Raw genomic sequence first — 25542 nt, 5'->3', positions numbered from 1 at the left:
CCATTGCGCCAGTGTTCACTGGCAGAGTCGCGTCAGCGGCGGCAGCAGCGTGGACAGATCGGCAGATCCGCAGGGTCGCGGAGCAGGGAGGCGTCGGGATGACCGAGCACGAGCGCGAGCACGAGCACGTGCGGGTGGCGGTGATCGGGTCGGGGTTCGGTGGACTGGGGGCCGCGGTACGGCTGCGGCGTGAGGGGATCACCGACTTCGTCGTCCTCGAACGCGCCGGCAGCGTCGGCGGCACCTGGCGGGACAACAGCTACCCGGGGTGCGCCTGCGACGTGCCCTCGCACCTGTACTCCTTCTCCTTCGCGCCCCACCCCGACTGGCCGCGCACCTTCTCCGGCCAGGAGCACATCCGCGCCTACCTGGAGCACGTCGCCGACACCTTCGGCCTGCGCCCCCACCTCCGCCTCGACTCCGAGGTCATGCGCATGACCTGGAACGCGGAGCGGCTGTGCTGGGACATCGAGACGGCGAGCGGGGCGCTGAGTGCCGACGTCGTCGTCTCCGCGACCGGGCCGCTGTCCGACCCGAAGATCCCGGACATCCCGGGCCTGGACTCCTTCCCCGGCAAGGTCTTCCACTCGGCCCGCTGGGACCACGACCACGACCTCGCCGGCCGGCGCGTCGCCGTGGTCGGCACGGGCGCCTCGGCCATCCAGATCGTGCCCGCCATCCAGCCGGAGGTCGGCCGGCTCACCCTCTTCCAGCGCACCCCGCCCTGGGTGATGCCCCGCATGGACCGGCCCATCAGCCGGGCCGAGCGCTGGCTGCACCAGCGGCTGCCGGTCACCACGCAGGTCCGCCGCGGCCTGCTGTGGGGCATCCGTGAACTCCAGGTGCAGGCCTTCACCAAGCACCCGAACGAACTCGGCTTCGTCGAGCAGCTCGCCAAGCGGAACATGGCCCGTGCCGTCAAGGACCCGGTCCTGCGCGCCAAGCTCACCCCGGACTACCGCATCGGCTGCAAGCGGATCCTGCTGTCGAGCACGTACTATCCGGCGCTCACCCGCCCGAACGTGGACGTCGTCGCGAGCGGGCTGCGCGAGGTCCGCGGCTCCACCCTCGTCGCCGCCGACGGCAGCGAGGCCGAGGCCGACGTGATCGTCTTCGGCACCGGCTTCCACGTCACCGACATGCCGATCGCCGAGCGGGTCGTCGGCGCCGACGGGCGGACCCTCGCGGAGTCCTGGAAGGACGGCATGGAGGCCCTGCGCGGCGCCTGTGCGGCCGGCTTCCCCAACTGGCTGTCGATCATCGGCCCCAACACCGGCCTCGGGAACTCCTCGATGATCCTCATGATCGAGTCCCAGCTGAACTACCTGGCCGACTACCTCCGCCAGCTGAACGTCCTCGGAGGCCGCGCCGCCCTCGACGCCCGTCCCGGCGCCGTGCGGGCCTGGAACCACCGCGTCCAGGAGCGGATGAAGCGCACCGTCTGGAACACGGGCGGCTGCACCAGCTGGTACCTCGACGCGAACGGCCGCAACACCACCATCTGGCCGGGCACGACGGCCGAGTTCCGCCGGGAGACGCGGCGGGTCGACCTCGCCGAGTACGAGGTCCTGCGCACGCCCGCCGTGCAGAAGGCGGAGGTCACGGCATGAGCGCCCGCCACGAGACAGGCGCGGGTGCCCGCCACGAGACAGGCGCGGGTGCCCGCCACGAGACAGGCGCGGGTGCCCGCCACGAGACAGGCACGGGTGCCCGTCGTGACGCGGGCGCGGGTCGACGTACGGGCACCCGCCGTGACGCGGGCGCGGGCCGCCCCGCGGGCGTCGGCGCCCCGAGGGAGCTGACCGCCGTCTCCGCCGACGGCGCCTCGCTGCACGTGCAGGTCCACGGCCCCGACGCCGCGCCCGCCGTCGTCCTCGCCCACGGCTGGACCTGCTCGACCGCCTTCTGGGCGGCCCAGGTCGAGGCGCTGGCCGCCGATCACAAGGTCGTCGTCTACGACCAGCGCGGCCACGGCCGCACCCCGGCGAGCCCGGCGTGCAGCACCGACGCCCTCGCCGACGACCTCGAAGCCGTTCTCACCGCCACGCTCGCCCCCGGCGAGAAGGCGGTCGTCGCCGGACACTCGATGGGCGGCATGACGATCATGGCCGCTTCCGGCCGGCCCGCCTTCCGGGAGCACGCGGCGGCCGCCCTGCTGTGCAGCACGGGCAGTTCGCGGCTGGTGGCCGAGTCGACCGTGCTGCCGCTGCGGCCCGGCCGGCTGCGGACCTGGCTGACCGGTCGCGTCCTCGGGTCGCGGGCACCGCTCGGCCCGGTCACCCCCGTCGCCCGCCGGATCCTCAAGTACGCCACGATGGGCGCCGGTTCGGCCCCGCACACGGTCGACGCGTGCGCCCGGATCGTGCACGCCTGTCCGCGCGCCGTGCGCCACTCCTGGTCGCACGTCCTCAGCCTGCTCGATCTCGACCACGCCGTACGGGAGTTGAAGGTGCCGACGGCGGTGATCGTGGGCACGGCCGACCGGCTGACCCCGCCGGTGCACGCCCGCCGGATCGCCGACGCGCTCCCGGACTGCGCCGGCCTGAGAGAACTGCCCGGCATCGGTCACATGACCCCGGTCGAGGCACCCGACCTGGTGACCGCGACGATCCGGGACCTCGTCACCACCCACGCACCGCAGCTCAAGGAGGGCGCATGAGCAGGGTCAGCCTCGAAGGAAAGGTCGTCGTCGTCACCGGCGCGGCCCGTGGCGTCGGCGAACTCCTCGCCCGCAAGCTCTCCGCGCGCGGCGCGCGGATCGCGCTGGTCGGCCTGGAGCCGGACGCCCTCAAGCAGGTCGCGGAGCGGCTGCACGGCGACGGCGCCCACTGGTACGCCGACGTCACCGACCACGAGGCGATGAGCCGGGTCGCCCAGGAGGTGAAGGACCGCTTCGGCAGGGTGGACGTCGTGGTCGCCAACGCGGGCGTCGCCACCGGCGGTCCGTTCGCCGACTCCGACCCGCAGTCCTGGCGCCGGGTCATCGAGGTCAACCTCGTGGGCTCGGCCGTCACCGCCCGCGCCTTCCTGCCGCTGCTGAGGCAGAGCCGCGGCTACCTGTTCCAGATCGCCTCGCTCGCGGCGATCACGCCGGCGCCGATGATGACCGCGTACTGCGCGTCCAAGTCGGGCGTGGAGGCGTACGCGCACAGCCTGCGCGCCGAGGTCGGCCACCAGGGCGTACGCGTCGGCATCGGTTACCTGTCGTGGACCGACACCGACATGGTGCGCGGCGCCGATCAGGACGATGTGATGCGGGAGTTGAGGCAGCGGCTGCCGTGGCCGTCCAACAAGACGTACCCGCTGGGGCCGGCCGTGGACCGGCTCGTCGCCGGGATCGAGCGGCGCGCCGCCCATGTGTACGGGCAGTGGTGGCTGCGCGGGATGCAGGGGGTGCGCGGGTATCTCCCGGCGCTCATCGGGACGGTGGGGCAGCGGGAGATGAGGCGGTTCGCGCCGAGGCTGCAAGGGATGCGCACGGGGCTCGTCGGCGCAGGTGGGGCGGCGGACGAGGAAGCCCGCGCTACGCAGCGTAGTTGATCGAAATGCGCCGTTCCTCCCTGCGTGTGAATCTGGTCGAGGCCCGATCAAGGGCCGATTCCCTCACCCTCAAGGGGAGTGAACCCACATGGGTATCAAGGACAAGTTCCAGGACCAGGCCGAGCAGTTCCAGGACCAGGCCAAGCAGAAGGCGGGGCAGGCCAAGGGGCAGGCCCAGCAGGCCCAGGGCCAGGCCCAGCAGCGCGGCCGCCGTCCGGAACGTGGTGAGCGGCCCGAGCCCGGGCGTGGTGGCCGGCCCGAGCAGGAGCGCGCCGGCCGGCCCGAGCACGAGCGGATGCGGCCGGAGAGCGAGCAGGAGCGGATGCGGCGTGAGCGCGAGGACGAGGATCGGCTGGACGCCGAGTACGACGTGTAGTCGGGCTCGGCTCAGCCGGTGAATGTGGGTGCCCTTCCGGTTTGCCGGGAGGGCACCCGTCTTCTGCGAGGGGCTTGCGGTCCACCACCGGGTGCGGGCCCGGTGGGGGCTGGTCGCGCCCACGCGGCGGAGCCGCATGTCGACACGGCCCCGCGCCCCTGAGGGAGTTGTCCTGCCGCATGCCGATCAGTGCCCAGGGCACCCCGGGGGCGTCAGCTGCGCGGTGGGAGTTTGGGGCGGGAGCGGTTCGGGACGTTCGAGTGGTCCGGTGGGGAGGCCGGGGGCTCGTTGCGGAGCAGGTCGAGGGCGAGGCGTACCGCGTCGTCGAGTTGGGCGTAGCGGCCCTCCGCCCAGTCCAGGGGGGTGCGCAACGCCTCCACGTCGGGGGCGACGCCGTGGTTCTCCACGGACCAGCCGTAGGCGTCGAACCAGGCGGCGTTCATGGGGACGGTGATGACGGTGCCGTCGCCGAGCCGGTGCCGTCCGGTCATGCCGACGACGCCGCCCCAGGTGCGCTGGCCGACGACCGGGCCGAGCTTCAGCAGCTTGAAGGCAGCGGTGATCATGTCGCCGTCGGACGAGGTGGCCTCGTCGGCGAGCGCGACGACCGGTCCCCGGGGCGCGTTGGAGGCGTACGACACCGGCTGGGCGTCCCGGGTGAGGTCCCAGCCGAGGATCCGGCGGGTCAGCTTCTCCACGACGAGTTCGCTGATGTGCCCGCCGGCGTTGCCGCGCACGTCCACGATCAGCGCGGGCCGGGAGACCTCCATGCGCAGGTCGCGGTTGAACTGGGCCCAGCCGGAGCCGCCCATGTCGGGGATGTGCAGGTAGCCGCACTGTCCGCCGCTCAGCTCGCGGACCACGGCGCGGCGTTTGGCGACCCAGTCCTGGTAGCGCAGCGGCCGTTCGTCGACGAGGGGGACGACGGCGACGCGGCGTGCCCGGCCCGCCTCGCCCTCCGCCGGGGTGAAGGTGAGCTCGACCGTGGTCCCGCCGGCCTGGGCGAGGAGCGGGTAGGGCCCGGCCACCGGGTCCACCGGCCGCCCGTCCACGTGGGTGAGCACCGCCCCCTCCCGGATGCCGGTGCCGGCCAGCGGCGAACGCGCCTTGGAGTCGGAGGAGTCGCCGGGCAGGATCCGTTTGACGGTCCAGCCGCCGTCCCGGTGGACGAAGTTGGCGCCGAGCAGGCCCTGCCGGCGCTGGTAGTGGAGCGGGCCCTCGTTGCGGCGGGCGGGGGTGACGTAGGCGTGCGAGGTGCCCAGTTCGCCGAGCACCTCCCGCAGCAGGTCCGCGAACTCGTCGGGGGTGGCGACCCGGTCGACCAGCGGCCGGTACTGCTCCAGCACCGCGTCCCAGTCGATCCCGCACATCCCGGGGTCCCAGAAGTAGGCGCGGATCAGCCGGCCGGCCTCCGCGTACGCCTGCCGCCACTCGGCGCCGGGGTCGGCCTCGTGCATGATGCGGCGCAGGTCGATCCAGACGGTGGAGTCGAGGTCGCCGGACTCGGTGGAGGGCACGGCCCGCAGGTCGCCCTCGTCGACGACGACGAGCCGGCTGCCGTCCCCGCTGACCGCGAAGAGGTCGAGGTGGCCGACGAGTTCGGACTTTTTCGCCTTGCTGATGTTGAAGTGCTCCAGGGTCGGGCGCCCGCTGGTGTCGTCCGGGTTGACGAAGGTCTCGCCGAGCGCGCCGGAGATCGGCCAGCGCAGCCAGACCAGGCCGCCGCCCGCGACCGGGCACAGCGCCGAGTACTTGGAGGCGGCGACCGGGAACGGTGTCACCCGGCTCGCCAGCCCCTCGACCTCGACGGTCACCGCGCCGTCGGCGCCCTCGTCGTCCTCCAGCGGGTCCAGCCCCCCGGCGGCGGGCCGCCCCTCGGGGTTCAGCGCGAAGGGGGAGGGTGTCGCGGAGGACAGGGGCACCAGGTAGGGCCGGCAGCCCAGCGGGAACGACAGGTCCCCGGTGTGCACGTCGTAGACGGGGTCGAAGCCGCGCCAGGAGAGGAAGGCGAGGTAGCGGCCGTCCCGGGTGAAGACGGGGTTCTCGTCCTCGAACCGGCCGTTGGTGACGTCGACGATCAGCCGGTCGCCGGTGCCGAGTCCGGAGATCCGGGCCATCTTGATCTGCCGCAGGGTCCGTCCGATCCCGGGATGGGACCAGGTCAGCCAGGTGCCGTCGGGGGAGAACGCCAGGTCCCGCACGGGCCCGTTGATCGAGCGGATCAGCTCCGTCACCTCTCCGTTGGAGCCCTCGCTCGCGTCGAGCAGCAGCAGCCGTCCGTCGTGCGAGGCGATCGCGAGCCGCTCGCCCTCCGGGTCGGCCACCAGCTCCAGCACCCGCCCGAGCTCCCCGGAGGCCAGCCGCCGCGGCTCGCGGTCGCCGGTGGCGCGCGGCAGGGAGGCGATCTCGACGGCGTCCTCGCCCTCGGCGTCCGTGACGTAGGCGACCTGGCCGGCCGGGCCGAGCATCTCCGGCAGCCGCACCCGTACTCCGGGGGTGTCGGTGATGGTCCGGGCGGGGCCGTCCCGGTGCGTCAGCCAGTACAGGCTGCCGCGGACGACGACGGCGCTGGCCCGCCCGGTCTCGTCCACCGAGATGCCGTCCACGTGGAGGGCGGCCGGGATCTGGTACGGCCGGCGTCCGGCGCGTGGCCCGCTCAGCCGTACGTCGAGCCGGCGCGGCTCGGCGCCCTCGGACAGGTCCTCGACGATCCACAGGTCACCGGCGCACTGGTACACCACCCGCGTGCCGTCGCTGGAGGCGTGCCGGGCGTAGAAGGCGTCGTGGTCGGTGTGCCGGCGCAGGTCGGAGCCGTCGTGGGCGCAGGAGTAGAGGTTGCCGGTGCCCTCGTGGTCGGAGAGGAACGCGATCCGGCCGCCGACGAACAGGGGGGAGTGGAGGTGGCCGCCGAGGTCGGGGAGCAGCCGTTGCCCGTGCAGCCAGAGCCGGCCGGTGGCGCCGCCGCGGTAGCGCTTCCAGGCGGCCGGTTCGTGCGGCGGGGTGCCGGTGAGGAGCAGGGTCCGCCGTTCGCCGTCGAGGTCGGCGACCTGGATGTCGGAGGCGGGGCCCCAGGGGAGGCGGCGGCCGGGGTCGCCGTCGGGGGAGATCTTGTGGGCCCAGGTGAAGTGGGAGAAGGGCTCGCCGTGGGAGGCGACGGCGAGGATGTCGGCGTTGCCGTCCTGGTCGGGGGGTGTCCAGCCGCACACCTGGGTGTCCGGGCTGCCCCAGTACGTCAGCCGCCGCCCCGGTCCGCCGTCCACCGGCACCAGGTGGATCTCGGGGACCAGGCCGCGCCAGCTCGTGTAGGCGATGTGGCGGCCGTCGGGCGAGAAACGGGGGTGGCCGGCCTTGGCGCGGTCGACGGTGAGCCGCCAGGCGCGGCCGGGGCCGTCGAGCGGGGCGAGCCAGAGGTCGTCCTCGGACACGAAGCACAGCAGGTCACCGCTGAGGTGCGGCAGGCGCAGATAGGTCACCTACCCATGCTTTTCCTGTCAAAGGGGCCGGGCAACTTATGTGTCCTTCACGGACGTGAGCCAGCACACGTACGAAACCGTTTCGTTTCGCTTTCCCTCAGGGTATCTTCATGGTGTACGCATCACAGGACAGTGCTGGAGCCGGAGGGATCACCATGACTGAGGTCGCCACCCCGCGTCGCAGTCGGATCACCCCCGAGCGCGAGGCCGAGTTGTACGCGGCCGTGCTCGACCTGCTCCGCGAGGTCGGCTACGACGCCCTCACCATGGACGCCGTCGCCGCCCGCACCCGGTCCAGCAAGGCCACGCTCTACCGCCAGTGGGGCGGCAAGGCCGAGCTGGTCGCGAGGGCCATCAGACACAGCAAGCCCGATCGCGGTGACGAGATCGACACCGGCTCGCTCCGGGGCGACCTGCACGCCCTGCTGCGGCTGGAGGACGACTGCACCATCGAGCAGAACTCGGCGCTGATGCGGGGCATCGCCATGGCGATGCACAACAACCCCGACCTGCGCCAGGCGTTCCGGACCCAGCTCATCGACCCGGAGCTGTCCGGATTCCACCAGGTGATCCGGCGGGCCGTCGACCGGGGCGAGGTCCGCCCCGACTGCCCCGCGCTGGACTTCCTGCTGCACATGATGGTCGGCGGCTTCGCCACCCGGGCCCTGCTCGACGACCAGCCGCCGACCCAGGCCTTCCTCACCGCGTACATCGACGCCGTGGTCCTCCCCGCACTCGGCGTGCCCGTCTCCTCCTGACCCCTTACTGCTGACCGTCCCCGCGGTCCGCCCTTCCTGACGCCACCGCTCACGTCGTCGGGCCGATCACCCCTGCCTCCACGCCGGGTTGGTCACCCCTGCCCTCGGGGCCCGTGCCGCAACCATGGCCCTGGCCCCCACACCCCACGACATGACCGGGAGTACGCCTCCGTGGCCACGTTCCTCTACAAGCTGGGCCGACTCGCCTTCCGGCGACGGCACTTCGTCGCCCTGATCTGGGTGGCGCTGCTGACGCTCGCCGGCGTCGGCGCCGCCTCCGCGCCCGCCGCCGGCAACACCTCCTTCTCCATCCCCGGCACCGAAGCGCAGAAAGCCTTCGACCTGCTGGAACAGCGCTTCCCCGGGATGAGCGCCGACGGCGCCACCGCCCGGGTCGTCTTCAAGGCCCCCGACGGCGAGAAGATGACGGACGCCGCCCACAAGGCCACCGTCGAGAAGACCGTCAAGGAGCTGTCCGACGGCTCCGAGGTCGCCTCCGTCACCGACCCCTTCCAGGCCAAGGCCGTCAGCGAGGACGGCACGATCGCCTACGCCTCCGTGAGCTACAAGGTCTCCGGCATGGAGCTGGAGGACTCCTCCCGCGAGGCGCTGGAGGACGCCGCCGAGGGCGCCCGGGACGCGGGCCTGACCGTCGAGATCGGCGGTGACGCGCTCCAGACGACGCCCGAGACCGGCGCCACCGAGGTCATCGGCATCGCCGTCGCCGCCGTCGTCCTCGTCATCACCTTCGGCTCGCTGATCTCGGCGGGCATGCCCCTGCTGACCGCGCTCATCGGCGTCGGCATCGGCGTCTCCGCGATCACCGCGCTCGCCAGCACCCTGGACCTCGGCTCCACCACCTCCACCCTGGCGATGATGATCGGCCTCGCCGTCGGCATCGACTACGCCCTGTTCATCGTCTCCCGCTACCGCGCCGAGCTGGCCGAGGGCCGCGCCCGCGAGGAGGCGGCCGGCCGCGCCGCCGGCACCGCCGGCTCCGCGGTCGTCTTCGCCGGCCTGACCGTCGTCATCGCCCTCGTCGGCCTCTCCGTCGTCAACATCCCGATGCTGACGAAGATGGGCGTCGCGGCGGCGGGCACGGTGGCCATCGCCGTCCTGATCGCCCTCACCCTGATCCCCGCCCTCCTCGGCTACGCGGGCCGCAAGGTGCGCCCGGCCGGCGAGAAGGGCAGGCTCCTCGGCGGCGGCCGCGCCCAGTCCGCCGAGAAGGCGGCCAAGCCCAACATGGGCACCCGCTGGGCGAGCTTCGTCGTCCGCCGCCCGGTCGCCGTCCTCCTCCTGGGCGTGATCGGCCTCGGTGCGGCGGCCGTCCCGGTGTCCTCGCTGGAGCTGGGCCTGGGCGACGACGGCTCCCAGCCCACCTCCACCACCCAGCGCCGCGCCTACGACCTCCTCTCCGAGGGCTTCGGCGCCGGCTTCAACGGCCCGCTGATGGTCGTCGTCGACGCCCAGGGCAGCGACGACCCGCAGGCCGTGTTCTCCGACGTCGGCGACGAGATCAAGGGCCTGAAGAACGTCGTCACCGTCACCCCGGCCACCCCCAACGAGGCCGGCGACACGGCGACCATCACGGTCATCCCCGACGCCAAGCCGTCCTCCGTCACCACCGAGGACCTGGTCCACGCCATCCGCGACAGGGGCACCGACATCAAGGCCGCCACGGACGCGGAAATCCTGGTCACCGGCTCGACGGCGATGAACATCGACGTCTCCCAGAAGCTCAACGACGCCCTCGTCCCGTACCTCGTGCTGGTGGTCGGCCTGGCCTTCCTCCTGCTCATCGTGGTCTTCCGCTCGATCCTCGTCCCGCTGAAGGCGGCCCTCGGCTTCCTGCTCTCCGTCATGGCGGCCCTCGGCGCCGTCGTCGCGGTCTTCCAGTGGGGCTGGTTCGCGGGCCTGCTGGGCGTCGAGGAGACCGGCCCGGTCATGTCGATGATGCCGATCTTCATGGTCGGCGTGGTCTTCGGACTCGCGATGGACTACGAGGTCTTCCTCGTGACCCGCATGCGCGAGGCGTACGTCCACGGCGAGACCCCCGGCCAGGCCGTGGTGACCGGCTTCCGGCACGGCGCGCGGGTCGTCACCGCCGCCGCGGTCATCATGATGGCGGTGTTCGCCGGCTTCATCGGCTCCTCCGAGTCGATGGTCAAGATGATCGGCTTCGGTCTCGCGATCGCCGTCTTCTTCGACGCCTTCGTCGTCCGCATGGCCATCGTGCCCGCCGTCCTCGCCCTCCTCGGCAAGAAGGCCTGGTGGCTGCCGAAGTGGCTGGACCGCGCCCTGCCCAACGTCGACGTCGAGGGCGAGGGCCTGCGCGCCCACGACGACGCCGACCGGGAGCTCGCCCGGGCATAGCGCATCGGGCGACATGAAGACCGCCGGTGAGGGTCCGTGGGGACGGGGCGCCCTCACCGGCTTCTTCATGTCCGGCTTCTCCGTCCGGCGCCGGCTGTCACCCACGTTCGGGCGAGGGGGTGGTCGCGGCGGGGCCGGGCGGGGCTGCTGAGCAGAGGCTTCGGGGCATTCACTGCATAGATGGACATTACAGGCGAGTGTCACCGATATGTGAACGATCTGTAACGGGAGGTGTGGATCGGGTGTTCCGGGTGCGTCCGGTGGTCGGATGCCGGTGCCGGGGTCGAACCCGGTCGACATCCCACCCCCCGAGGAGATCCCGTGTCCGTTTCCCCCGTCCCCGCCCGTCGACTGGCCGCCGCCTCGCTCGCGGCCGCCGCCGTGATCGCCGCCGTGGCGGTCCCGGCGTCCGCCGCCGGCCAGCCGCGCGCCGACCGGCCGAAGGTGGAGATCAGCGACGTGCAGTACGACGCGCCGGGCCACGACACCCGCGCCAACCGCTCCCTCAACAAGGAGTGGGTGGAACTCACCAACACCACCCGCCGCGAGGTGAACCTCGACGGCTGGACCCTGTCCGACGAGGACGGCGACACCTACACCTTCGACCGCTACCGCCTCGCCGCCCGCGCCACCGTCCGCGTCCACACCGGCGAGGGCCGCGACACCCGCACCGACCTGTACCAGGACCGCGTCCGCCACGTCTGGGACAACGACTCCGACACCGTGACGCTGCGCAACGAGCGTGACCGCGTGGTGGACGAGGTGTCGTGGGACCGGGACCGTCAGGACGGTGACCGCCACCACGGGGGCCGTCACGACGGGGGCCGTCACCACGACGGGGGCCGTCACCACGACGGAGACCGTCACCACGACGGAGACCGTCACCACGGCGGAGACCGCCACTGACGGACTGCACGGACGGCGGCGCGTTCGGCCCACCTCTCGGGCCGGGCGCGCCGCTCACGCATGTCCCGCCCCGGCGCCCCCCACTCTCACCTCCGCCCACACCGTCTTGCGCGGCAGCGGTCCCGGTACGACGCCCCAGCGGTGCGCGAGGGCGTCCACGAGGAGCAGCCCCCGGCCGCCCTCCGCGTCCCCGTCCGGGCGGCCCGGCCGGGGGAGCCGGTCGCCCCGGGCGTCCGTGACCTCGATGCGGAGGGTGTCCGCGACGACGTGGAGCGCCAGGCGGAAGTCCCGTCCGGGGACCCGTCCGTGCGTCGCCGCGTTGGTCGCCAGCTCGGCCACGATCTGCGGCGCGGTGTCCAACGGCAGCCCCCACTGGCGGAGCTGCTCCGTCGTCAGCAGGCGGGCCAGGCGGGCGGCGCGGGGGGTGGGGGACAGGAGGACGGTGAAGTGGCAGGAGGGGGAGGCGAGATCCATTTCAGGGGCACGCGTCTCGTGATTCATGTGACTCAGCGTGGCGGATCGGGCTTACTTGAGTGAGTGGCGATGCCTGTACGTAGCGGGACTGTCCCAGCTCCGTCCTGTGCTGTCTCAGCTGTCTCGGTGTCGTCCGGGTACGGCTGCGCGTTGGAGGTGGGTGAGCGTGAACGAGAGCGCGGACGATGTGGGTTGGGACGTCCAGCCAGGAGATGAGATCGCACCAGTCGTGGAGGCCGTGGGGCGCCTGCTGAGGCTGCACCGGGAGGCGGCGGGGATGAGGGTCGCCGACTTGGCCAAGACCCTCCGGTATGGCGAGGACATGATCCGCAAGATCGAGCGGGGGGTGAGGATCCCCAGGCCGGAGTTTCTGGCCAAGGCGGACGAGGTGATGGAGGCGCGGGGGGCGCTGAAAGAGTTCATGGAAGACATGAGCAAGGCCAGGTATCCCAAAAAAGTGCGGGAGTTGGCGGACCTGGAGGGGAGGGCGGTGGAGCTGCTGATGTACGGCAACCACAACATCCATGGGCTGCTGCAAACCGAGGAGTACATGAGGGCGCTGCTTTCGACCTGGCGTCCCGCCTACTCGCCGGATGAGTTGGAGCGGATGGTCGCGGCACGGATGGCCCGTAAGTCGCTCTTCGAGCGGTCGCCAGCGCCGGAACTCAGCTTCGTCCAGGAACAGGTGACGCTGGAGCGGCCGGTCGGGGACACAATGGTCCTGCGTCGACAGCTCGAACACATGCTGGCTGTGGCCCAATTGCCGTTCGTGGAACTCCAGGTCATGCCCACCAACCGTGCGAATCACCCCGGGACAGGAGGCCGGATTCAAGTGCTGAAATTCAGCGATGGATCGGCGGTGGGGCGGACCGACGGTGACTTCGGAGGCCGTCCGGTCGGGGACCCGAGGCAGCTCCGGGTCCTGGACCTGCGGTATGGCATCATCCGGGCTCAGGCGCTCACGCCAGGGGAATCCCTGACCTTCATCGAGCAAGCGCTGGGGAGACTATGAGCAACGCGGAACTCCACTGGTTCAAGAGCAGCTACAGCGACAGCAGCAACGGCAATGACTGCGTCGAAGTTGCGATCACCCCCGCCACCATCCACATCCGCGACTCCAAGAAGCCCGCCCACGGCATACTCGCCGTCGCGCCCGCCACCTGGAGGGACTTCCTCCGGCACGCCACCGCCCACGGATAACCGGGTCGCATGTCCCATGTACGCACGGCTACCGTGCCGCGCATGACGACGACCGAAGCCCACCCCCGTTTCGCCGAAGCCCTGGACGCCCTCGGCCTCGGCGATCTGATTCCCCGCATCCGCCGCTTCCCGGACGCGACGCGTACCGCCGCCGAAGCGGCCGCCGCGATCGGGTGCGACCTGAGCCAGATCTGCAAGTCGCTGGTCTTCGCGGCTGACGGGGTGCCGGTGCTGGTGCTGATGGACGGGGCCTCGCGGGTCGATGTCGACCTCGTACGGAAGGAGCTCGGCGCCGAGAAGGTGACGCGGGCCGACGCCGCCGTCGTACGGGAGACGACCGGGTACGCGATCGGGGGCGTGCCGCCCTTCGGCCACCGCACCCGTACCCGTGTCCTCGCGGACCGCGGCCTCCTGGCGCACGACGTGGTCTGGGCCGCTGCGGGCACTCCGCACACCGTGTTCCCCATGGCCCCCGCGGAGCTGGCCGAACGCGCCGGCGCGACGCTCGTGGACGTGCGCGAGCGCACCGCGTGACCCCACTGGTGACGGCGGCGGTCCTGCTCGCCGCCGTCACGCACGCCGCGTGGAACGCGATCGCCCACCGCATCACCGACAAGCTCACCGGCTTCGCCCTCATCTCGGGCGGCGGCCTCCTCATCGGCCTCGCCCTGCTGCCGTTCACACGTGTACCGGCGGTGGCGGCATGGCCGTACCTCCTCTGCTCGGCCGCGATCCACATCGCGTACTACGCGCTGCTGATGCGATCGTTCCGGCTGGGGGACTTCGGGCAGGCGTACCCGATCGCGCGCGGGTCCGCGCCGCTCGTCGGCGCGGCGCGCCGCGTATCGCCGCAGCGGGGCTTCTCGTCCTGGGTATCGGGCTGATGCTGCACGCGGGGTGAGATTCGCTCCCGCTCGCCGGGCCACCGGTTCAGGCGCTGCTGGATCTCGCGCGCGCGAGGGCAGCGCGGGAGGCGAGCGTGGAGGGGTGGTCCTCGCCCAGCACGCGCAGCCGGCCGGCGAGGGTCTCTTCGTACAGGAGGACGGCGCGTTCGAGGTCGCCCGCAGCCTGGCAGACGGTCGCGAGGTTGCTGCGGCACGTGAGGGCCAAGGGGTGGTCCTCGCCCATGACCCGCACGTAGTCGGAGAGGGCCCGTTCGAACAGGGGAAGGGCACGTTCGAGGTCGCCGGACTCCCGGTAGGCGCCCGCGAGGTTGTTGCGGGAGGTGAGGGTGTCGGGGTGGTCCTCGCCGAGGATGCGCTGCCGGTCGTCGAGGGTCCGCTCGTGCAGGCTGACCGCGCGTTCGGGATTCCCTGCCACCGCGTAGGCGTTCGCGACGTTGCTGCGGGAAGTGAGGGTGTCGGGATGCTCCTCGCCCATGATGCGCACGTGGTCGGAGAGGGCCCGTTCGAACAGGGGAAGGGCACGTTCGAGGTCGCCGGAGCTGCGGTAGGCGCTCGCGAGGTTGTTGCGGGAGGTGAGGGTGTCGGGGTGGTCCTCGCCGAGGATGCGCTGCCGGTCGTCGAGGGTCCGCTCGTACAGGGGAAGGGCACGTTCGGGATTGCCTGCTGCCGTGTAGGCGTGCGCGAGGTTGTTGCGGGAGGTGAGGGTGTCGGGGTGCTCTTCGCCGAGGATGCGCTGCCGGTCGTCGAGGGTCCGCTCGTACAGGGGGATGGCCAGGCGGAAGTCCCCCACCGAGTCGTAGGCGCCCGCGAGGTTGTTGCGGGAGATGAGGGTGTCGGGGTGGTCCTCACCCAGCACCCGCACGCTGTCGGTGAGAGTCCGCTCGTACAGGGGGAGGGCCTGGCGGAAGTCCCCTGCCGAGTCGTAGGCGCTCGCGAGGTTGTTGCGGGAGGTGAGGGTGGAGGGATCGTCGGGGCCGTGGAGGCGGACGGCGATGGCCAGGGAGCGTTCCAGATAGGTGAGGGCCAGGGGAATCCGGCCCTGGCCCTTCAGGTACGCGGCGGAGAAGGTGAGGAGCAGATCGGTCTCGTCACCGTCGTCGGCGGGGTCGGCGGCGGAGAGGAGGGCCTCGGCGTGGGGGAGCAAGGCGCGCCAGGCGGGCCATCCGGCCACGTTTCTTTCCGGGTCTTCGGGAAGCGCGATGCACAGGAGGGTGGTGGCGTTGCGGTGAGCGGCGGTGATGGCGTCATGGGCGCGATGGGGGTCGGGATCGCCTGTAGGGGTGGTGTCGGGGGTGCGGGCGACGGTCTGGACGAGGCGGTGGACGCTGAAGGTGTCGGCGTCCAGCGTGATCATGCCGTAGGCGGCGAGTCGGCCGAGGGCCTGGGCGTGGTCGACGGGGTTGGCGGCCAGTGGGGCGAGCAGGCCGCGCGGGATGGCGTCGGGGGCGTACCAGGCGGCCGTGCGCAGGATGTCGACGGCCAGGGGGGTGGTGCGGTGGAGGGCGTCGAGGGTGATGCGCCAGATGCGGGCCATCGTGCGTTGCGGGTCGCCGTCCGTCGCGGCGGCGCTGGTGGTCTCCGCCGGGTACCGGCGGAGCAGGTCCCGGTAGCCGCTGACGGGGATGCGGCTCTCGGCGATGAACGCGCCGGCCTGTTCGAGGGCGAGGGGGAGGTGGCCGAGTTCCTCTGCCAGCAGGCGGGCGTGGTGCTGGTTGTCGGGGTCGGTCAGGCCGGTGAGGCGGGTGAGCAGGGCGAGGGACGCGGCGGGGGTGAGGAGGGGGAGGGCGAGGGGGGTGGTGGGCCAGCCGTTGGCGAAGCGGCTGGTGATCAGGTGGCGGCCCACGTGGTGGAGCTGGCCGAGCAGGTGACGGGTGGCGTCGGGGGTGTCGGCGTTGTCGAGGACGAGGAGCCAGCCGGGGTGGGTCTGGAGCCACCCGACGGCCCACTCCGCGTCCTCGGCGGTGGTGCGGCCGGTGGCTCCGCCGTGGATACGGGTCGTCAGACCGGCGAGGTCGGTGGCGATCTGTTCGGGGGTGTCGGCGCGGACCCACCACACCAGTTGATAGGCGTCCCGGTGGGCGTGGGCGTAGTGGAGGGCCAGGGTGGTCTTGCCGACGCCGCCCAGGCCCTGGACGGTCTGCGTGATCGCCTTGGAGTCCTGCTCCATCGCGGAGGCGAGTGCGGTGAGCGCGTCCTGCCGGCCGACGAAGACCGGGGACGGCAGGTCGGGCAGGTTGTGCAGGCCCAGGGGGGCGTCCACGTCGTACGGGCCGGCTGTGGGGCGATCACCGGTGGTGGTCCTGGTGACGTCCTCCAGGGCCAGGGAGTTGCCCGCGGCCTTGACGGTGGCGGTGAAGCCGGGGCGCGCGGCCAGCGTGGTCAGGGGTACGGCGATGAGCTGGTCGCCGGGGTAGTTCCGCGCGCGGTCGGTGGTCAGGACCCCGGTCAGCAGGTCACCGCAGAACAGGGCGGCACCGGACGCCCCTGACCAGGACGACGGCCCACCCGTCGCGCGGGGCGTGGCGACCTCGTCGACGTGGGCGGTGATCAGGCCGGACTTCAGGCCGCTCAGGGTCTCGATGTGTCCGCCGATCTGCTTGGTGTCGCGATGGCCGTCCCGGTGCTCGGCCTCCGGGAATCCCACCGCGACGCACGCCACCCGCGTCCGCGCGCCACCGGGGACGGGCAGGCGCCCCCAGCGCACCGGTGCCGCGGCGGCGGGAGGCCGCCACGCCGGGTCGGTGATCAGCAGCAGGGCGGCGTCGGTGTGCGGGTCCTGGTCGATGCCGGGCGGCTGCTCCGGCCACAGCACCTGCGCCGCCAGCCACGCCGTCGGCTGCTGCCCGTGCAGGGCGAGCCGCCGTACCTCCACCGCGCGCCCGGAGCCGGATCCGGCGTGCCGGACGTTGTGGTACGCGGTCAGGACCAAGCCGTCCGTGACGAGGTAGCCGGTCCCGGCGATCCCGCCCCCCGGGTCCCAGACCTCCATCACCCTCTCCACGTTCACGTGTGAACCCCCGTTCCACCGCACCGCACCTCACCCGGCGGCCGCCGCCCGACGCGTCACTGAGGCCGCTGCGGGCTCCGGGCGCCGATGTTCTGGTCCTGGCCGTGCTCGTCGACCGGCTGCAAGGTGATCTTCAGACGGGACGTGGTGCCCGCCGCGTACCCCGCCTTCGCCTCGGCGCTCGCGCTCCACGGCAGGATGGACACCTTCGCACCGGCCTGGCCGTCCTTCCTGACGTCCACGGCGAACTCCATCTCCACCGGCCCGGTGCGGAACTGGATCGTGTGCCCGTGCCCGTCGCGCATGGCCTGCTCCAGCTCGCCCCGGATGGCGCTGATGGCCTCGGACAGGCCCGCCCACGGCTCCTGCGGCATGAAAAGATCCCCCCGGCTCGGTGATGTGGCGTCAGACGGGCAGATTAACGGCTGCCGGACGGAGGAATGCCCCGTAACGGCGATCCGCCCGATACCCCGGGCGGCTCCGGCGACGCCCCCGGCACCGGCCACGCGACCGGCCCCGGCGACGCCACCGAGACGCCCCTGGCTACCGTGACGTCATGCCCGACACGACGCAGCTCACCCCCGACGACCTCGACGCCTACTTCCGCCGGATCGGCTGGGAGGGGGAGCGGCGGGCCGACGTGGGCACGCTGCGGGGTGTCCATCTGGCGCACGCCCACTCCATACCGTTCGAGAACCTCGACCCCGTCCGCGGGACCGCCCCCTCCCTCGCCACCCCCGACCTGGTCGCCAAGCTCGTGCGCGGCGGGCGCGGCGGCTACTGCTACGAGCACAACACCCTGTTCGCGGGCGTCCTGGAGGCGCTGGGGTTCACCGTGACCCGGCTGGGGGCGCGGGTGGTCGTCGGCGCGGAACGGTTCGAGGACCGGCCGCGCACGCACATGGCGCTCCTCGTGGAGGCCCCCGGCGACCCGCAGCCCTACCTCGCCGACGTCGGCTTCGGCGCCCCCGGCGCACTCCTCCAACCGGTGCCCCTGGTTCCGGACACCGCCTTCGACGCCGCCGGCCGTCGGCACCGGCTGGTCCACGCCCCGCATCGCGGGCCGCTGGAGCGATGGGTGCTGGAGACGTACGGGGAGGACGGAGAGACGGCACGGCCGCAGTACGTCTTCACCCTCGACCCCTTCGAGCGACCCGACTTCGAGGTGGCCAACTGGTACGTCGCCACCAGCCCGCGCTCCCCGTTCAGCCGGCGCCCCTACGCCCAGCGCGTCACCGCCGGCCGCCACCTCCTCCTCGCCGGCACCCGCCTCACCGAGACCCGCGCCGACGGCACCGTCACCGAGCGGGAGCTCACCGGGGAGGCGGAGGTGCGGCGCGTGCTGGAGGAGGAGTTCCGGATCGCCGTACCGGAGGGCACCCCGCTGCCGGGCTGAGCCGCGTGGGTGCGGCGGACCGCCGGGAGGCGCACCCTGGAAGCAGATGTTCCGGAGGTGATCCTGATGATGAAGACCACGGTGGGCTGGCACGTCGACATGGAGTTCCAGGAGGACGACCAGCACACGCGCGCGGTCGCGATGGTGCGGCTGCCGGACGGAAGCGAGGTCCGGTCCCAGGGGCACGCCAGCCGTCACAACGTCGACACCAACCAGCCCCGGGTCGGCGAGGAGATCGCGGGCGCCCGCGCCCTGAACGAGCTGGCCATGCAGCTCTTGACCAAGGCCCACACGGAGATCGACGACGCGTCGGGCCGTACGTCCCACCCGATCCACGTGTGAGCCGTACCGGGCGGCCCGCGCCCCGCCGGACGGAAGGGGCGGGCCGCCCACAGCACGCCCACAGCACGCCCACGGCACGCCCACGCCCACGGCACGCCCACGCTCGCGCGGCCGCGGCCGCCGTCAGCCGTGCTGCAGCAGCACGTCCCGCACCGCCCGCACCAGCGCCTGCGCCCGCGCGTCCGCCGTCACGCTCGACCGGAACCCGTTGGTGACGTACCCGAAGGCGATGCCCGACTCGGGGTCGGCGAAGCCGAGCGCGCCGCCGCGGCCGGGGTGGCCGAAGGAAGCGGGGGACAGCAGCGGGGACGCGGCGCCGTGCAGCATGTAGCCGAGGCCGAAGCGGGTGCCGACGACCAGGACGCGGTCGGGGCCCGCCGAACGCTCCGTGCGCGCCGCCTCCGCCGTCTCCGGCGTGAAGAGCCGGGTGCCGCCCTCCGGCTCGCCGATCAGCGAGGCGTAGAAGCGGGCCAGGCCGTCCGCGGTGGCGATGCCGTTGGAGGCGGGCAGCGCGGCGGCCCGGTAGGCGGGGTCGTTCTCGTCGGGCGCCGGGGTGATCGCGGCGAAGGCGCGGCGGGTGAGGGAGGCGGGGTCGGCGTAGGCGTCGGCGACGGCCCGCTTGGGCCGGGTCCGCAGCGCCCCCGCCTGTGCGGGGGCCTCGACCTGCCCGACGCGTCCCACGCGCGCGGCCCGCTCCGCCGGCAGCCCGAGCCAGAGGTCGGCGCCGGCCGGCCCGGCGATCTCGTCGGCGATCCACGCGCCGATCGCCCGTCCGGTCACCCGCCGCACCAGCTCGCCCGTCAGCCAGCTGTACGTCTGCGCGTGGTACCCGTGGTCCGTGCCCGGCTCCCACACCGGCGCCTGGGCCGCGACCGCGGCCGCGCCGCGCTCCGGGTCGGCGGCCTCGGCGGGCGTCAGCGGCCGGTCCAGGACGGGCACGCCCGCCCGGTGCGCGAGCAGGTCCCGCACGAGGGTCCGCTCCTTGCCCGCCGCCTTGTACTCGGGCCAGTACGACCCCACGGGCGCGTCGAGGTCCAGCTCGCCCCGCTGCCACAGCAACAGCAGCACGGCGGCGGCGACGCCCTTCGTCGCGGACCGCACGACCTGCGCGGTGCCCCGCTCCCAGGGCGCCCCGCCGGTCACGTCCCGGCTGCCGCCCCACAGGTCGACGACCCGCCGCCCGTCCCGGTAGACGGCCACCGCCGCGCCCCGGTCGCCGAGCGCCTCGAAGTTCCGTACGAACGCCTCCCTGACCGGCTCGAAGCCCTCGGCCACCGCACCGTTCACGACCACGCCCGCACGTCCCGTCCGTTCTCGACCCGTCTGTCCGCCGGGGCCAACGCTCGCCGGGGGCCGGCGATTCCTGGACCCGGCCGGGCGAGAGGAGCGTCACGTCGACGGCCGGCGTGACGGAGGGCCCAGGGCGCAGGGTCCACCGCGTCCGGGGTGTCCTAGGGCCCCTAGGTGTCCTAGGGGCCCGGGGCCGTCATGCGCCCGTCGTCACGGACCGCGGGTCGAACCCGAACGGCAGCTCCAGACGGTGGGCGCGCATCAGGTCCTCGTCGGAGAGCAGCCCGCCGGTCGGGCCGTCCGCCGCGATCACGCCCTCGCTGAGGATCAGCGATCGCGGGCACAGTTCCAGGGCGTACGGCAGGTCGTGCGTGACCATGAGGACGGTGACGTCCAGGGAACGCAGGATGTCGGCGAGCTCCCGGCGCGAGGCGGGGTCCAGGTTGGAGGACGGCTCGTCCAGGACGAGGATCTCCGGCTCCATCGCCAGGACCGTCGCGACGGCGACCCGGCGGCGCTGGCCGAAGGACAGGTGGTGCGGCGGGCGGTCCTTGAAGCCGGACATGCCGACCCGCGCGAGCGCCCGGTCCACGCGCTCCTCCAGCTCGGCGCCCTTGAGCCCGGCCGCCGCCGGGCCGAACGCGACGTCCTCCCGGACCGTCGGCATGAACAGCTGGTCGTCCGGGTCCTGGAAGACGATGCCGACCTTGCGCCGGATCTCGGCCATGTGCCGCTTGCCGACCGCCAGCCCGGCGACGGTCACCGTGCCGGTGCCGCCGGTGAGGATGCCGTTGAGGTGGAGCACGAGGGTCGTCTTGCCGGCGCCGTTCGGGCCGAGCAGCGCCACCCGCTCGCCGCGCGCGACGGAGAAGTCCACGCCGAACAGGGCCTGGTGGCCGTCGGGATAGGCGAAGGCCAGCCCGGCCACTTCCAGCGAGGGCGGGGGAGTCGCAGCAGCAGTCACAGGGCCCATCCCACCACGCACACGACGAGGGCGGCGAACGGCAGGGTCAGCGCGTACGACCACTGCGCGCGCGAGGCGGTCACCTCGTCGATCACCGGCATGCTCCCGGCGTACCCGCGGCTGACCATCGCCAGGTGCACACGCTCCCCCCGCTCGTAGGAACGGATGAACAGGGCGCCCGCCGACTTCGCGAGCACCCCCCAGTGCCGTACGCCCCGCGCCTCGAACCCGCGCGACTCCCGCGCGATCCGCATGCGCCGCATCTCGTCGGTGATGACGTCGCCGTAGCGGATCATGAAGGACGCGATCTGCACCAGCAGGGGCGGCAGCTTCAGCCGTTGCAGGCCGAGGAGGAGTTCGCGCAGTTCGGTGGTGGCGGCCAGCAGCACCGACGCGGCGACGCCCAGGGTGCCCTTGGCGAGCACGTTCCAGGCCCCCCACAGGCCGTTGACGCTGAGCGACAGACCCAGGACGTCCACCCGCTCGCCCTCCGCCACGAACGGCATGAGCACCGCGAACGCGACGAACGGCACCTCCACCAGCAGCCGCCTCAGCAGGAAACCGGCCGGCACGCGCGCGCGGAACGCCACCACGGCGAGCAGGAGCGCGTACAGGCCGAACGCCCACACCGCCTCCCGCGGTGTCGACACCACGACCACCACGAAGGCGAGGGCGGCGGCGAGCTTGGTGTGCGGCGGCAGGGCGTGCACGGGCGAGTGTGCGTGCCGGTAGAGCCGGTGCGCGTGCCCCGCACCCATCTCAGACGCTTTCCGTGCTGGTGGGGGTGGTGTCCGCGGTGTGGCGCCTGCGCACCACCCAGAACACGGCGCTGCCCGCGACGACGGTCACCCCGACGCCGATCACGCCGGCCAGCCCCCCGGACAGGCGGGCGTCGTCGACGTCCTTCACGCCGTAGTCGGCGAGCGGGGAGTCGGCGGCGGAGTGCTCCTCGACCTTCTGGTCGATGCCCTGGTCGGCGGCGACCTTCTCCAGGCCGTCGGGGTTCGCGGACGCGTAGAAGCTGACGAAACCGGCCAGCACGAGGGAGGTGACCAGACCGGACACCCACAGCGTGCGCCGGGAGGTGCGCGCCGGAGCGGGCGCCGCGGGCGCCTCCTCCGCGTCGGGCACGTCCACGAGTTCGCCGTTCACCCGCAGCTGGAGCTTCTGCCCCAGCCCGCGCGCCCCGTGCACCAGGTCCGGGCGTACGGCGACGACGGCGCCGACCGTCAGCGCGGTGATCACGGCCTCGCCGATGCCGATCAGCACGTGCACGCCGATCATCGCGGTGGCCACCTTGCCGATCGCGATGTCGGTGGTGCCGCCGATCCAGTAGAGGAGGGTGAAGGCGAGGGCGGCGGCCGGTACGGAGAGCAGCGCGGCGACGAAGGACGCGGCGGTGATCGCGCCCCGGCCGCGCGGCAGCACCTTCACCAGGCCCCGGAAGACGGCGTACGCCACCACCGTCGTCACGATCGCCATGTCGGTGATGTTCACGCCGAGCGCGGTCAGCCCGCCGTCGGCGAAGAGGATGCCCTGCATCAGCAGGACCACGGACACGCACAGGACCCCTGTGTAGGGGCCCACGAGTATCGCGGCGAGCGCGCCGCCGAGCAGATGACCGCTGGTGCCCGCCGCGACGGGGAAGTTCAGCATCTGCACGGCGAAGATGAACGCGGCCACCAGGCCGGCCAGCGGCGCGGTCCGCTCGTCGAGCTCACGGCGCGCACCGCGCAGGCTCACGGCGATGGCGCCCGCGGCGACGACCCCGGTCACGGCCGAGGTGGGGGCGTTGATGAATCCGTCAGGTACGTGCACCGTTCGATGATACTGGCTTGATGCGAACGGGTTGCAAGAGCGAGTGACTCGTTTATCTGACCGGCGCACTGATATGCGTATCGCACATGTGAGATATTCCGGCGCCGGCGGGCGCGTCCCGGGAAATGTGCGACATTGGAGGGGCGGTGGACGCACAGCCTCCGCACAGGTCACTCAGGGTGAAGGGGCCGGTCGATGTCTGCAGTCGAACAGTACGCGCGAGCCCACATCGTCACCGACGCCGACCTGATCGAGGAGGAGCAGGCCGCCGTCCCCGTGGTCCTGCGCTACGACCCCGACGAGGACCCCCGTTCCGTCCGGGTCGGCCTGCCGGACCGACGTGAGTGGACCGTCGCCCGCGCTCTCCTCGAACAGGGCCTGCGCGCCCCCGTGGGCAGCGGAGAGGTCCGCGTGTGGCCGTGTGGCCGCGTCCAGGCCGTGGTCGAGTTCCACTCCACGCAGGGCGTCTCGGTGGTCCAGTTCGAGTCCAGGACCCTGCTCCGCTTCCTGCGCCGCACGTACACGGCCACGGCCCAGCCGGTCGGCGGCCGTTGAGCCCGGACAGCCGCCAGGCGTATTGATCACGAACCCTGACGGCCGCTGCTGAAGGCGACCGGCCGTCAGCCGCCCGCCTTCGGCAGCGGCCGTCAGCCGCCCGCCTTCAGCAGGGCCGCCACGATCGGTCCGGCGGTGTCGCCGCCGTGGCCGCCGGCCTGCACGACGCCCGCCGCCGCGAGGTCGCCGCGGTAGGCGGTGAACCAGCCGTTGGGCTTCTCCTGGTTGTCGACCTCCGCCGAGCCGGTCTTCGCGCCGTAGTCCGGGCCGAGCCCGGACATCGCCTCGGCGGCCGTGCCGTAGGCGGCGGTGTAGTTCATCAGCTCCCGCAACTGCGACAGCGTCGACGACGACATCGTGCGCGAGGCGGTGGCCAGGGTGCGGTCGTCGACCGAGGGGGCCACCAGGTACGGCTGGTGGAAGGTGCCCGACCTGACCGTCGCGGAGACCGACGCCATGTTCAGCGGGTTCATCCGCACGCCGCCCTGCCCGATCAGCGAGGCGGCCTTCTGCGCCTTCGACTGCACGGGCACCGAGCCGTCGAACGTGGGCACGCCGATCGCCCAGTTGTTCATCGACAGGCCGAAGACCTGCTGCGCCTGCTTCGTCAGGCTGTCGTCGTCCAGCTCGCCGGCCTGGCTGATGAAGGCGGTGTTGCAGGAGCGCGCGAAGCTCGCCTTGAAGGTGCCGCCGTCGATGCTGAACTCGTCGTCGTTCTGGAACTTCCAGCCGCCGTAGGTGAAGTACTTGGGGCAGGGGTGCGCCTCGTCCGCCGACGCCAGCCCCTTCTCGATCAGCAGCGACGCCGTGATGACCTTCATCGTGGAGCCGGGCGCCAGGGAGCCCTGGAAGGCCGTGTTGAAGTTCGGGTTGCTGTTGGCGACGGCGAGGATCTCACCCGTGGAGGCCCGCATGAGGACGACCGAGGCGCGCGAACGGCTCGCCACCTGCTTCTCCGCGGCGGCCTGGAGGGTCGGGCTCAACGTCGTCTCGATCGTGCCCGGCGTGCCCTCGCTGAGCTCCAGAAGCGTCTTGTCGGAGGCCTTCTTCGCCTTCGACGCCTTGCCGCGGACCACGCGCAGTTCGACGCCGGCCGTGCCGCCGGCCTTCTTGCCGTACTTCTCGCGCAGTCCGTCCAGGACGGTGCCCAGCGACGGGTACTTCGCGGCGGTCAGCTCGCCGCCGTCCCGGTCGAGCGCCGTGACCGGCGGGTCGCCCGCCTCGCCGGTCACCAGGGTGTCCCCGTCGGCGAGATCGGGGTGGACCACCGACGCGTGCCAGTCGACCAGCGGCTCGCCGTCCGACGTCCGCCGCACGACGGTCAGCGCGCTGCTGTACGCCAGCGGCTTCGCGGTCTTCTTGTAGCTGACCGTGCCCTTCACGGAGAAGGGGATCTCGTCGCCCGAGCGGGCGCCCGCCGTGAGGGTGACGCCGGTGACGTGGGCGTCCTTCGTGTAGCCGGTGAGCAGGGCGGTGGCGGCCGTCGGGTCGTCGGTGGCGGCGGCCGCCTGCGCGACCTTGCCCTGCTGCCAGGCCGTGAGGAACGTCTGCGCCGCGGTGGTGACCTCCTTGGCCGACAGCGGGCCGGTCTTCACCTGCGGCTTCTTCGCGGCGGTCGTCGTCGGTCCGTCCTCGGCCGCCGCCCCGCCGCCGTACAGCGCGTAGGCCCCGAGACCGGCGCCGCCGACGACGACGGCGATCATGCCGGCGACCATCGCGGGCCGCTTGTTCCGTCGCTCGGCGACGCGCCTTCTCTTGCCCACTGCCTGCGTTCCTCCGCGATCCCCGGGGCCGCCTCGCCCCACTGTCCCCGCCGGTTGCCCGAACCGACCCTCACCCACCCAACGACGGCGACCAGCCTAGAGTCCCCTCCTGTGGAGTGACGTCACGTGTGACGTCAGCCACCCGGCCTACGTGCGGCCGCCCACTGTCCCTCGGGTGGCCGCCCACTGTCCCTCGGGCGGCCGACCCCAGGTACTCGGTACGGCCGACCCCGGGTGCCGGGTGCGGGCGACCCGGGTCCTTCGTACGGCCGACCACGTGTCCCTCGGGTGGCCGTCGCCCCCGGGTGCTCGGTGCGGGCGACCCCGGGTCCTGCACACGGCCGACTCGGAGTGCTCGGTGCGGCCGGGCACCCGGGGTCGGCCGCACCCACGCCGTCC

22 protein-coding genes and 1 pseudogene are annotated in these 25542 nt (G+C 72.7%); 14 read left to right on the top strand and 9 right to left on the bottom strand.

All coding sequences use genetic code 11. The features are described from left to right. Window positions 1-98 precede the first annotated feature (98 nt). The 4 genes from ACIP67_RS25860 (at window position 99) to ACIP67_RS25845 (ending at window position 3916) form a co-directional block, all read left to right on the top strand. Window positions 99-1610 carry a flavin-containing monooxygenase gene (locus ACIP67_RS25860; RefSeq protein ID WP_401695073.1) on the top strand — a complete coding sequence of 504 codons (1512 nt, stop codon included), beginning with the start codon at window positions 99-101 and terminating at the stop codon, window positions 1608-1610. Then, complete coding sequence (locus tag ACIP67_RS25855) at window positions 1607-2659, top strand: alpha/beta fold hydrolase (protein WP_401695072.1); 1053 nt, start codon at window positions 1607-1609, stop codon at window positions 2657-2659. Before ACIP67_RS25860 ends, ACIP67_RS25855 begins: the two co-directional genes overlap by 4 nt. After that, entirely contained in the window at window positions 2656-3540 is an 885-nt protein-coding gene (locus ACIP67_RS25850) for an SDR family oxidoreductase (RefSeq protein ID WP_401695070.1), read from the top strand. Before ACIP67_RS25855 ends, ACIP67_RS25850 begins: the two co-directional genes overlap by 4 nt. Window positions 3541-3628: 88 nt before the next feature. Then, window positions 3629-3916: a hypothetical protein gene (locus ACIP67_RS25845; RefSeq protein WP_401695067.1), complete on the top strand. Its 288-nt coding sequence runs from the start codon at window positions 3629-3631 to the stop codon at window positions 3914-3916. 212 nt (window positions 3917-4128) lie between these two features. Here ACIP67_RS25845 and ACIP67_RS25840 read toward each other — a convergent pair whose 3' ends face one another. Beyond that, window positions 4129-7389: a S41 family peptidase gene (locus tag ACIP67_RS25840; RefSeq protein WP_401695065.1), complete on the bottom strand. Its 3261-nt coding sequence runs from the start codon at window positions 7387-7389 to the stop codon at window positions 4129-4131. A 155-nt stretch (window positions 7390-7544) separates the two neighbouring features. Between ACIP67_RS25840 and ACIP67_RS25835 the strand changes: the two genes are divergently transcribed. From ACIP67_RS25835 to ACIP67_RS25825, 3 genes are all read left to right on the top strand, one after another. Then, the gene (locus tag ACIP67_RS25835; RefSeq protein WP_401695062.1) at window positions 7545-8147 is read left to right on the top strand and encodes a TetR/AcrR family transcriptional regulator; all 603 of its coding nucleotides are present in this window, start codon (window positions 7545-7547) and stop codon (window positions 8145-8147) included. Between the two features lie 171 nt (window positions 8148-8318). Next, window positions 8319-10523, top strand: coding sequence for an MMPL family transporter (locus tag ACIP67_RS25830; RefSeq protein ID WP_401695060.1), 2205 nt, complete (start codon window positions 8319-8321; stop codon window positions 10521-10523). Between the two features lie 321 nt (window positions 10524-10844). Continuing rightward, the gene (locus tag ACIP67_RS25825) at window positions 10845-11429 is read left to right on the top strand and encodes a lamin tail domain-containing protein (RefSeq protein WP_401695058.1); all 585 of its coding nucleotides are present in this window, start codon (window positions 10845-10847) and stop codon (window positions 11427-11429) included. Window positions 11430-11483: 54 nt separating this feature from the next. On the opposite strand, the gene ACIP67_RS25820 is transcribed toward ACIP67_RS25825, so the two are convergent. After that, on the bottom strand, window positions 11484-11930 hold the full coding sequence (locus ACIP67_RS25820) for an ATP-binding protein (RefSeq protein ID WP_401695056.1): 447 nt from the start codon (window positions 11928-11930) through the stop codon (window positions 11484-11486). 139 nt (window positions 11931-12069) lie between these two features. Here ACIP67_RS25820 and ACIP67_RS25815 point away from each other — a divergent pair, with 139 nt between their 5' ends. The 4 genes and pseudogenes from ACIP67_RS25815 to ACIP67_RS25800 all read left to right on the top strand — a co-directional run. Beyond that, window positions 12070-12915, top strand: coding sequence for a Scr1 family TA system antitoxin-like transcriptional regulator (locus ACIP67_RS25815; RefSeq protein WP_401695054.1), 846 nt, complete (start codon window positions 12070-12072; stop codon window positions 12913-12915). After that, complete coding sequence (locus ACIP67_RS25810) at window positions 12912-13103, top strand: DUF397 domain-containing protein (protein ID WP_401695052.1); 192 nt, start codon at window positions 12912-12914, stop codon at window positions 13101-13103. The genes ACIP67_RS25815 and ACIP67_RS25810 overlap by 4 nt, the downstream gene beginning before the upstream one ends. A gap of 42 nt (window positions 13104-13145) precedes the next feature. Further along, a complete protein-coding gene (locus tag ACIP67_RS25805; RefSeq protein ID WP_401695050.1) occupies window positions 13146-13637 on the top strand; it encodes a YbaK/EbsC family protein in 492 nt (163 codons plus the stop codon). Then, a pseudogene (locus ACIP67_RS25800) lies at window positions 13634-13930 on the top strand (EamA family transporter); the annotation flags it as partial. The gene ACIP67_RS25805 and the pseudogene ACIP67_RS25800, both read left to right, overlap by 4 nt. Before the next feature lie 103 nt (window positions 13931-14033). On the opposite strand, the gene fxsT reads toward ACIP67_RS25800, so the two are convergent. Both fxsT and ACIP67_RS25790 read right to left on the bottom strand, forming a co-directional pair. After that, window positions 14034-16997, bottom strand: a complete 2964-nt coding sequence (gene fxsT, locus ACIP67_RS25795) for an FxSxx-COOH system tetratricopeptide repeat protein (RefSeq protein ID WP_401695048.1) — start codon at window positions 16995-16997, stop codon at window positions 14034-14036. A 74-nt stretch (window positions 16998-17071) separates the two neighbouring features. Next, on the bottom strand, window positions 17072-17389 hold the full coding sequence (locus tag ACIP67_RS25790; protein ID WP_401695046.1) for a trypco2 family protein: 318 nt from the start codon (window positions 17387-17389) through the stop codon (window positions 17072-17074). 182 nt (window positions 17390-17571) lie between these two features. On the opposite strand from ACIP67_RS25790, the gene ACIP67_RS25785 reads away from it, so the two are divergent. Both ACIP67_RS25785 and ACIP67_RS25780 read left to right on the top strand, forming a co-directional pair. Then, complete coding sequence (locus ACIP67_RS25785; RefSeq protein ID WP_401695044.1) at window positions 17572-18411, top strand: arylamine N-acetyltransferase; 840 nt, start codon at window positions 17572-17574, stop codon at window positions 18409-18411. Window positions 18412-18477: 66 nt separating this feature from the next. Then, entirely contained in the window at window positions 18478-18753 is a 276-nt protein-coding gene (locus tag ACIP67_RS25780) for a DUF1876 domain-containing protein (protein WP_401695041.1), read from the top strand. A 123-nt stretch (window positions 18754-18876) separates the two neighbouring features. Here the strand turns inward: ACIP67_RS25780 and ACIP67_RS25775 are convergent, their stop codons facing one another. The 4 genes from ACIP67_RS25775 to ACIP67_RS25760 form a co-directional block, all read right to left on the bottom strand. Continuing rightward, window positions 18877-20046, bottom strand: coding sequence for a serine hydrolase domain-containing protein (locus ACIP67_RS25775; protein ID WP_401695038.1), 1170 nt, complete (start codon window positions 20044-20046; stop codon window positions 18877-18879). 193 nt (window positions 20047-20239) lie between these two features. After that, on the bottom strand, window positions 20240-21016 hold the full coding sequence (locus ACIP67_RS25770; protein WP_401695036.1) for an energy-coupling factor ABC transporter ATP-binding protein: 777 nt from the start codon (window positions 21014-21016) through the stop codon (window positions 20240-20242). Continuing rightward, window positions 21004-21765: a cobalt ECF transporter T component CbiQ gene (cbiQ, locus tag ACIP67_RS25765; RefSeq protein WP_401695034.1), complete on the bottom strand. Its 762-nt coding sequence runs from the start codon at window positions 21763-21765 to the stop codon at window positions 21004-21006. The genes ACIP67_RS25770 and cbiQ overlap by 13 nt, the downstream gene beginning before the upstream one ends. Window position 21766: 1 nt before the next feature. Further along, the gene (locus ACIP67_RS25760; protein ID WP_401695032.1) at window positions 21767-22825 is read right to left on the bottom strand and encodes an energy-coupling factor ABC transporter permease; all 1059 of its coding nucleotides are present in this window, start codon (window positions 22823-22825) and stop codon (window positions 21767-21769) included. A 195-nt stretch (window positions 22826-23020) separates the two neighbouring features. On the opposite strand from ACIP67_RS25760, the gene ACIP67_RS25755 reads away from it, so the two are divergent. Beyond that, on the top strand, window positions 23021-23380 hold the full coding sequence (locus ACIP67_RS25755) for an SsgA family sporulation/cell division regulator (protein ID WP_401695029.1): 360 nt from the start codon (window positions 23021-23023) through the stop codon (window positions 23378-23380). A gap of 92 nt (window positions 23381-23472) precedes the next feature. On the opposite strand, the gene ACIP67_RS25750 is transcribed toward ACIP67_RS25755, so the two are convergent. Further along, window positions 23473-25143, bottom strand: coding sequence for a penicillin-binding transpeptidase domain-containing protein (locus ACIP67_RS25750; RefSeq protein ID WP_401695027.1), 1671 nt, complete (start codon window positions 25141-25143; stop codon window positions 23473-23475). Window positions 25144-25542 lie beyond the last annotated feature (399 nt).

Origin of the sequence: Streptomyces sp. NPDC088812 (genome assembly GCF_044750285.1) — a bacterium.
Taxonomy (GTDB): Bacteria; Actinomycetota; Actinomycetes; order Streptomycetales; family Streptomycetaceae; genus Streptomyces.
This window is presented reverse-complemented; position numbering and strand designations above follow the sequence as displayed.

Coding starts and splice junctions, on each gene's coding strand:
- ACIP67_RS25860 (WP_401695073.1), top strand. CDS start 99: ATGACCGAGCACGAGCGCGAGCACGAGCACGTGCGGGTGGCGGTGATC.
- ACIP67_RS25855 (WP_401695072.1), top strand. CDS start 1,607: ATGAGCGCCCGCCACGAGACAGGCGCGGGTGCCCGCCACGAGACAGGC.
- ACIP67_RS25850 (WP_401695070.1), top strand. CDS start 2,656: ATGAGCAGGGTCAGCCTCGAAGGAAAGGTCGTCGTCGTCACCGGCGCG.
- ACIP67_RS25845 (WP_401695067.1), top strand. CDS start 3,629: ATGGGTATCAAGGACAAGTTCCAGGACCAGGCCGAGCAGTTCCAGGAC.
- ACIP67_RS25835 (WP_401695062.1), top strand. CDS start 7,545: ATGACTGAGGTCGCCACCCCGCGTCGCAGTCGGATCACCCCCGAGCGC.
- ACIP67_RS25820 (WP_401695056.1), bottom strand. CDS start 11,930: ATGAATCACGAGACGCGTGCCCCTGAAATGGATCTCGCCTCCCCCTCC.
- ACIP67_RS25810 (WP_401695052.1), top strand. CDS start 12,912: ATGAGCAACGCGGAACTCCACTGGTTCAAGAGCAGCTACAGCGACAGC.
- ACIP67_RS25805 (WP_401695050.1), top strand. CDS start 13,146: ATGACGACGACCGAAGCCCACCCCCGTTTCGCCGAAGCCCTGGACGCC.
- fxsT (WP_401695048.1), bottom strand. CDS start 16,997: ATGGAGGTCTGGGACCCGGGGGGCGGGATCGCCGGGACCGGCTACCTC.
- ACIP67_RS25790 (WP_401695046.1), bottom strand. CDS start 17,389: ATGCCGCAGGAGCCGTGGGCGGGCCTGTCCGAGGCCATCAGCGCCATC.
- ACIP67_RS25785 (WP_401695044.1), top strand. CDS start 17,572: ATGCCCGACACGACGCAGCTCACCCCCGACGACCTCGACGCCTACTTC.
- ACIP67_RS25780 (WP_401695041.1), top strand. CDS start 18,478: ATGATGAAGACCACGGTGGGCTGGCACGTCGACATGGAGTTCCAGGAG.
- ACIP67_RS25770 (WP_401695036.1), bottom strand. CDS start 21,016: ATGGGCCCTGTGACTGCTGCTGCGACTCCCCCGCCCTCGCTGGAAGTG.
- cbiQ (WP_401695034.1), bottom strand. CDS start 21,765: ATGGGTGCGGGGCACGCGCACCGGCTCTACCGGCACGCACACTCGCCC.
- ACIP67_RS25755 (WP_401695029.1), top strand. CDS start 23,021: ATGTCTGCAGTCGAACAGTACGCGCGAGCCCACATCGTCACCGACGCC.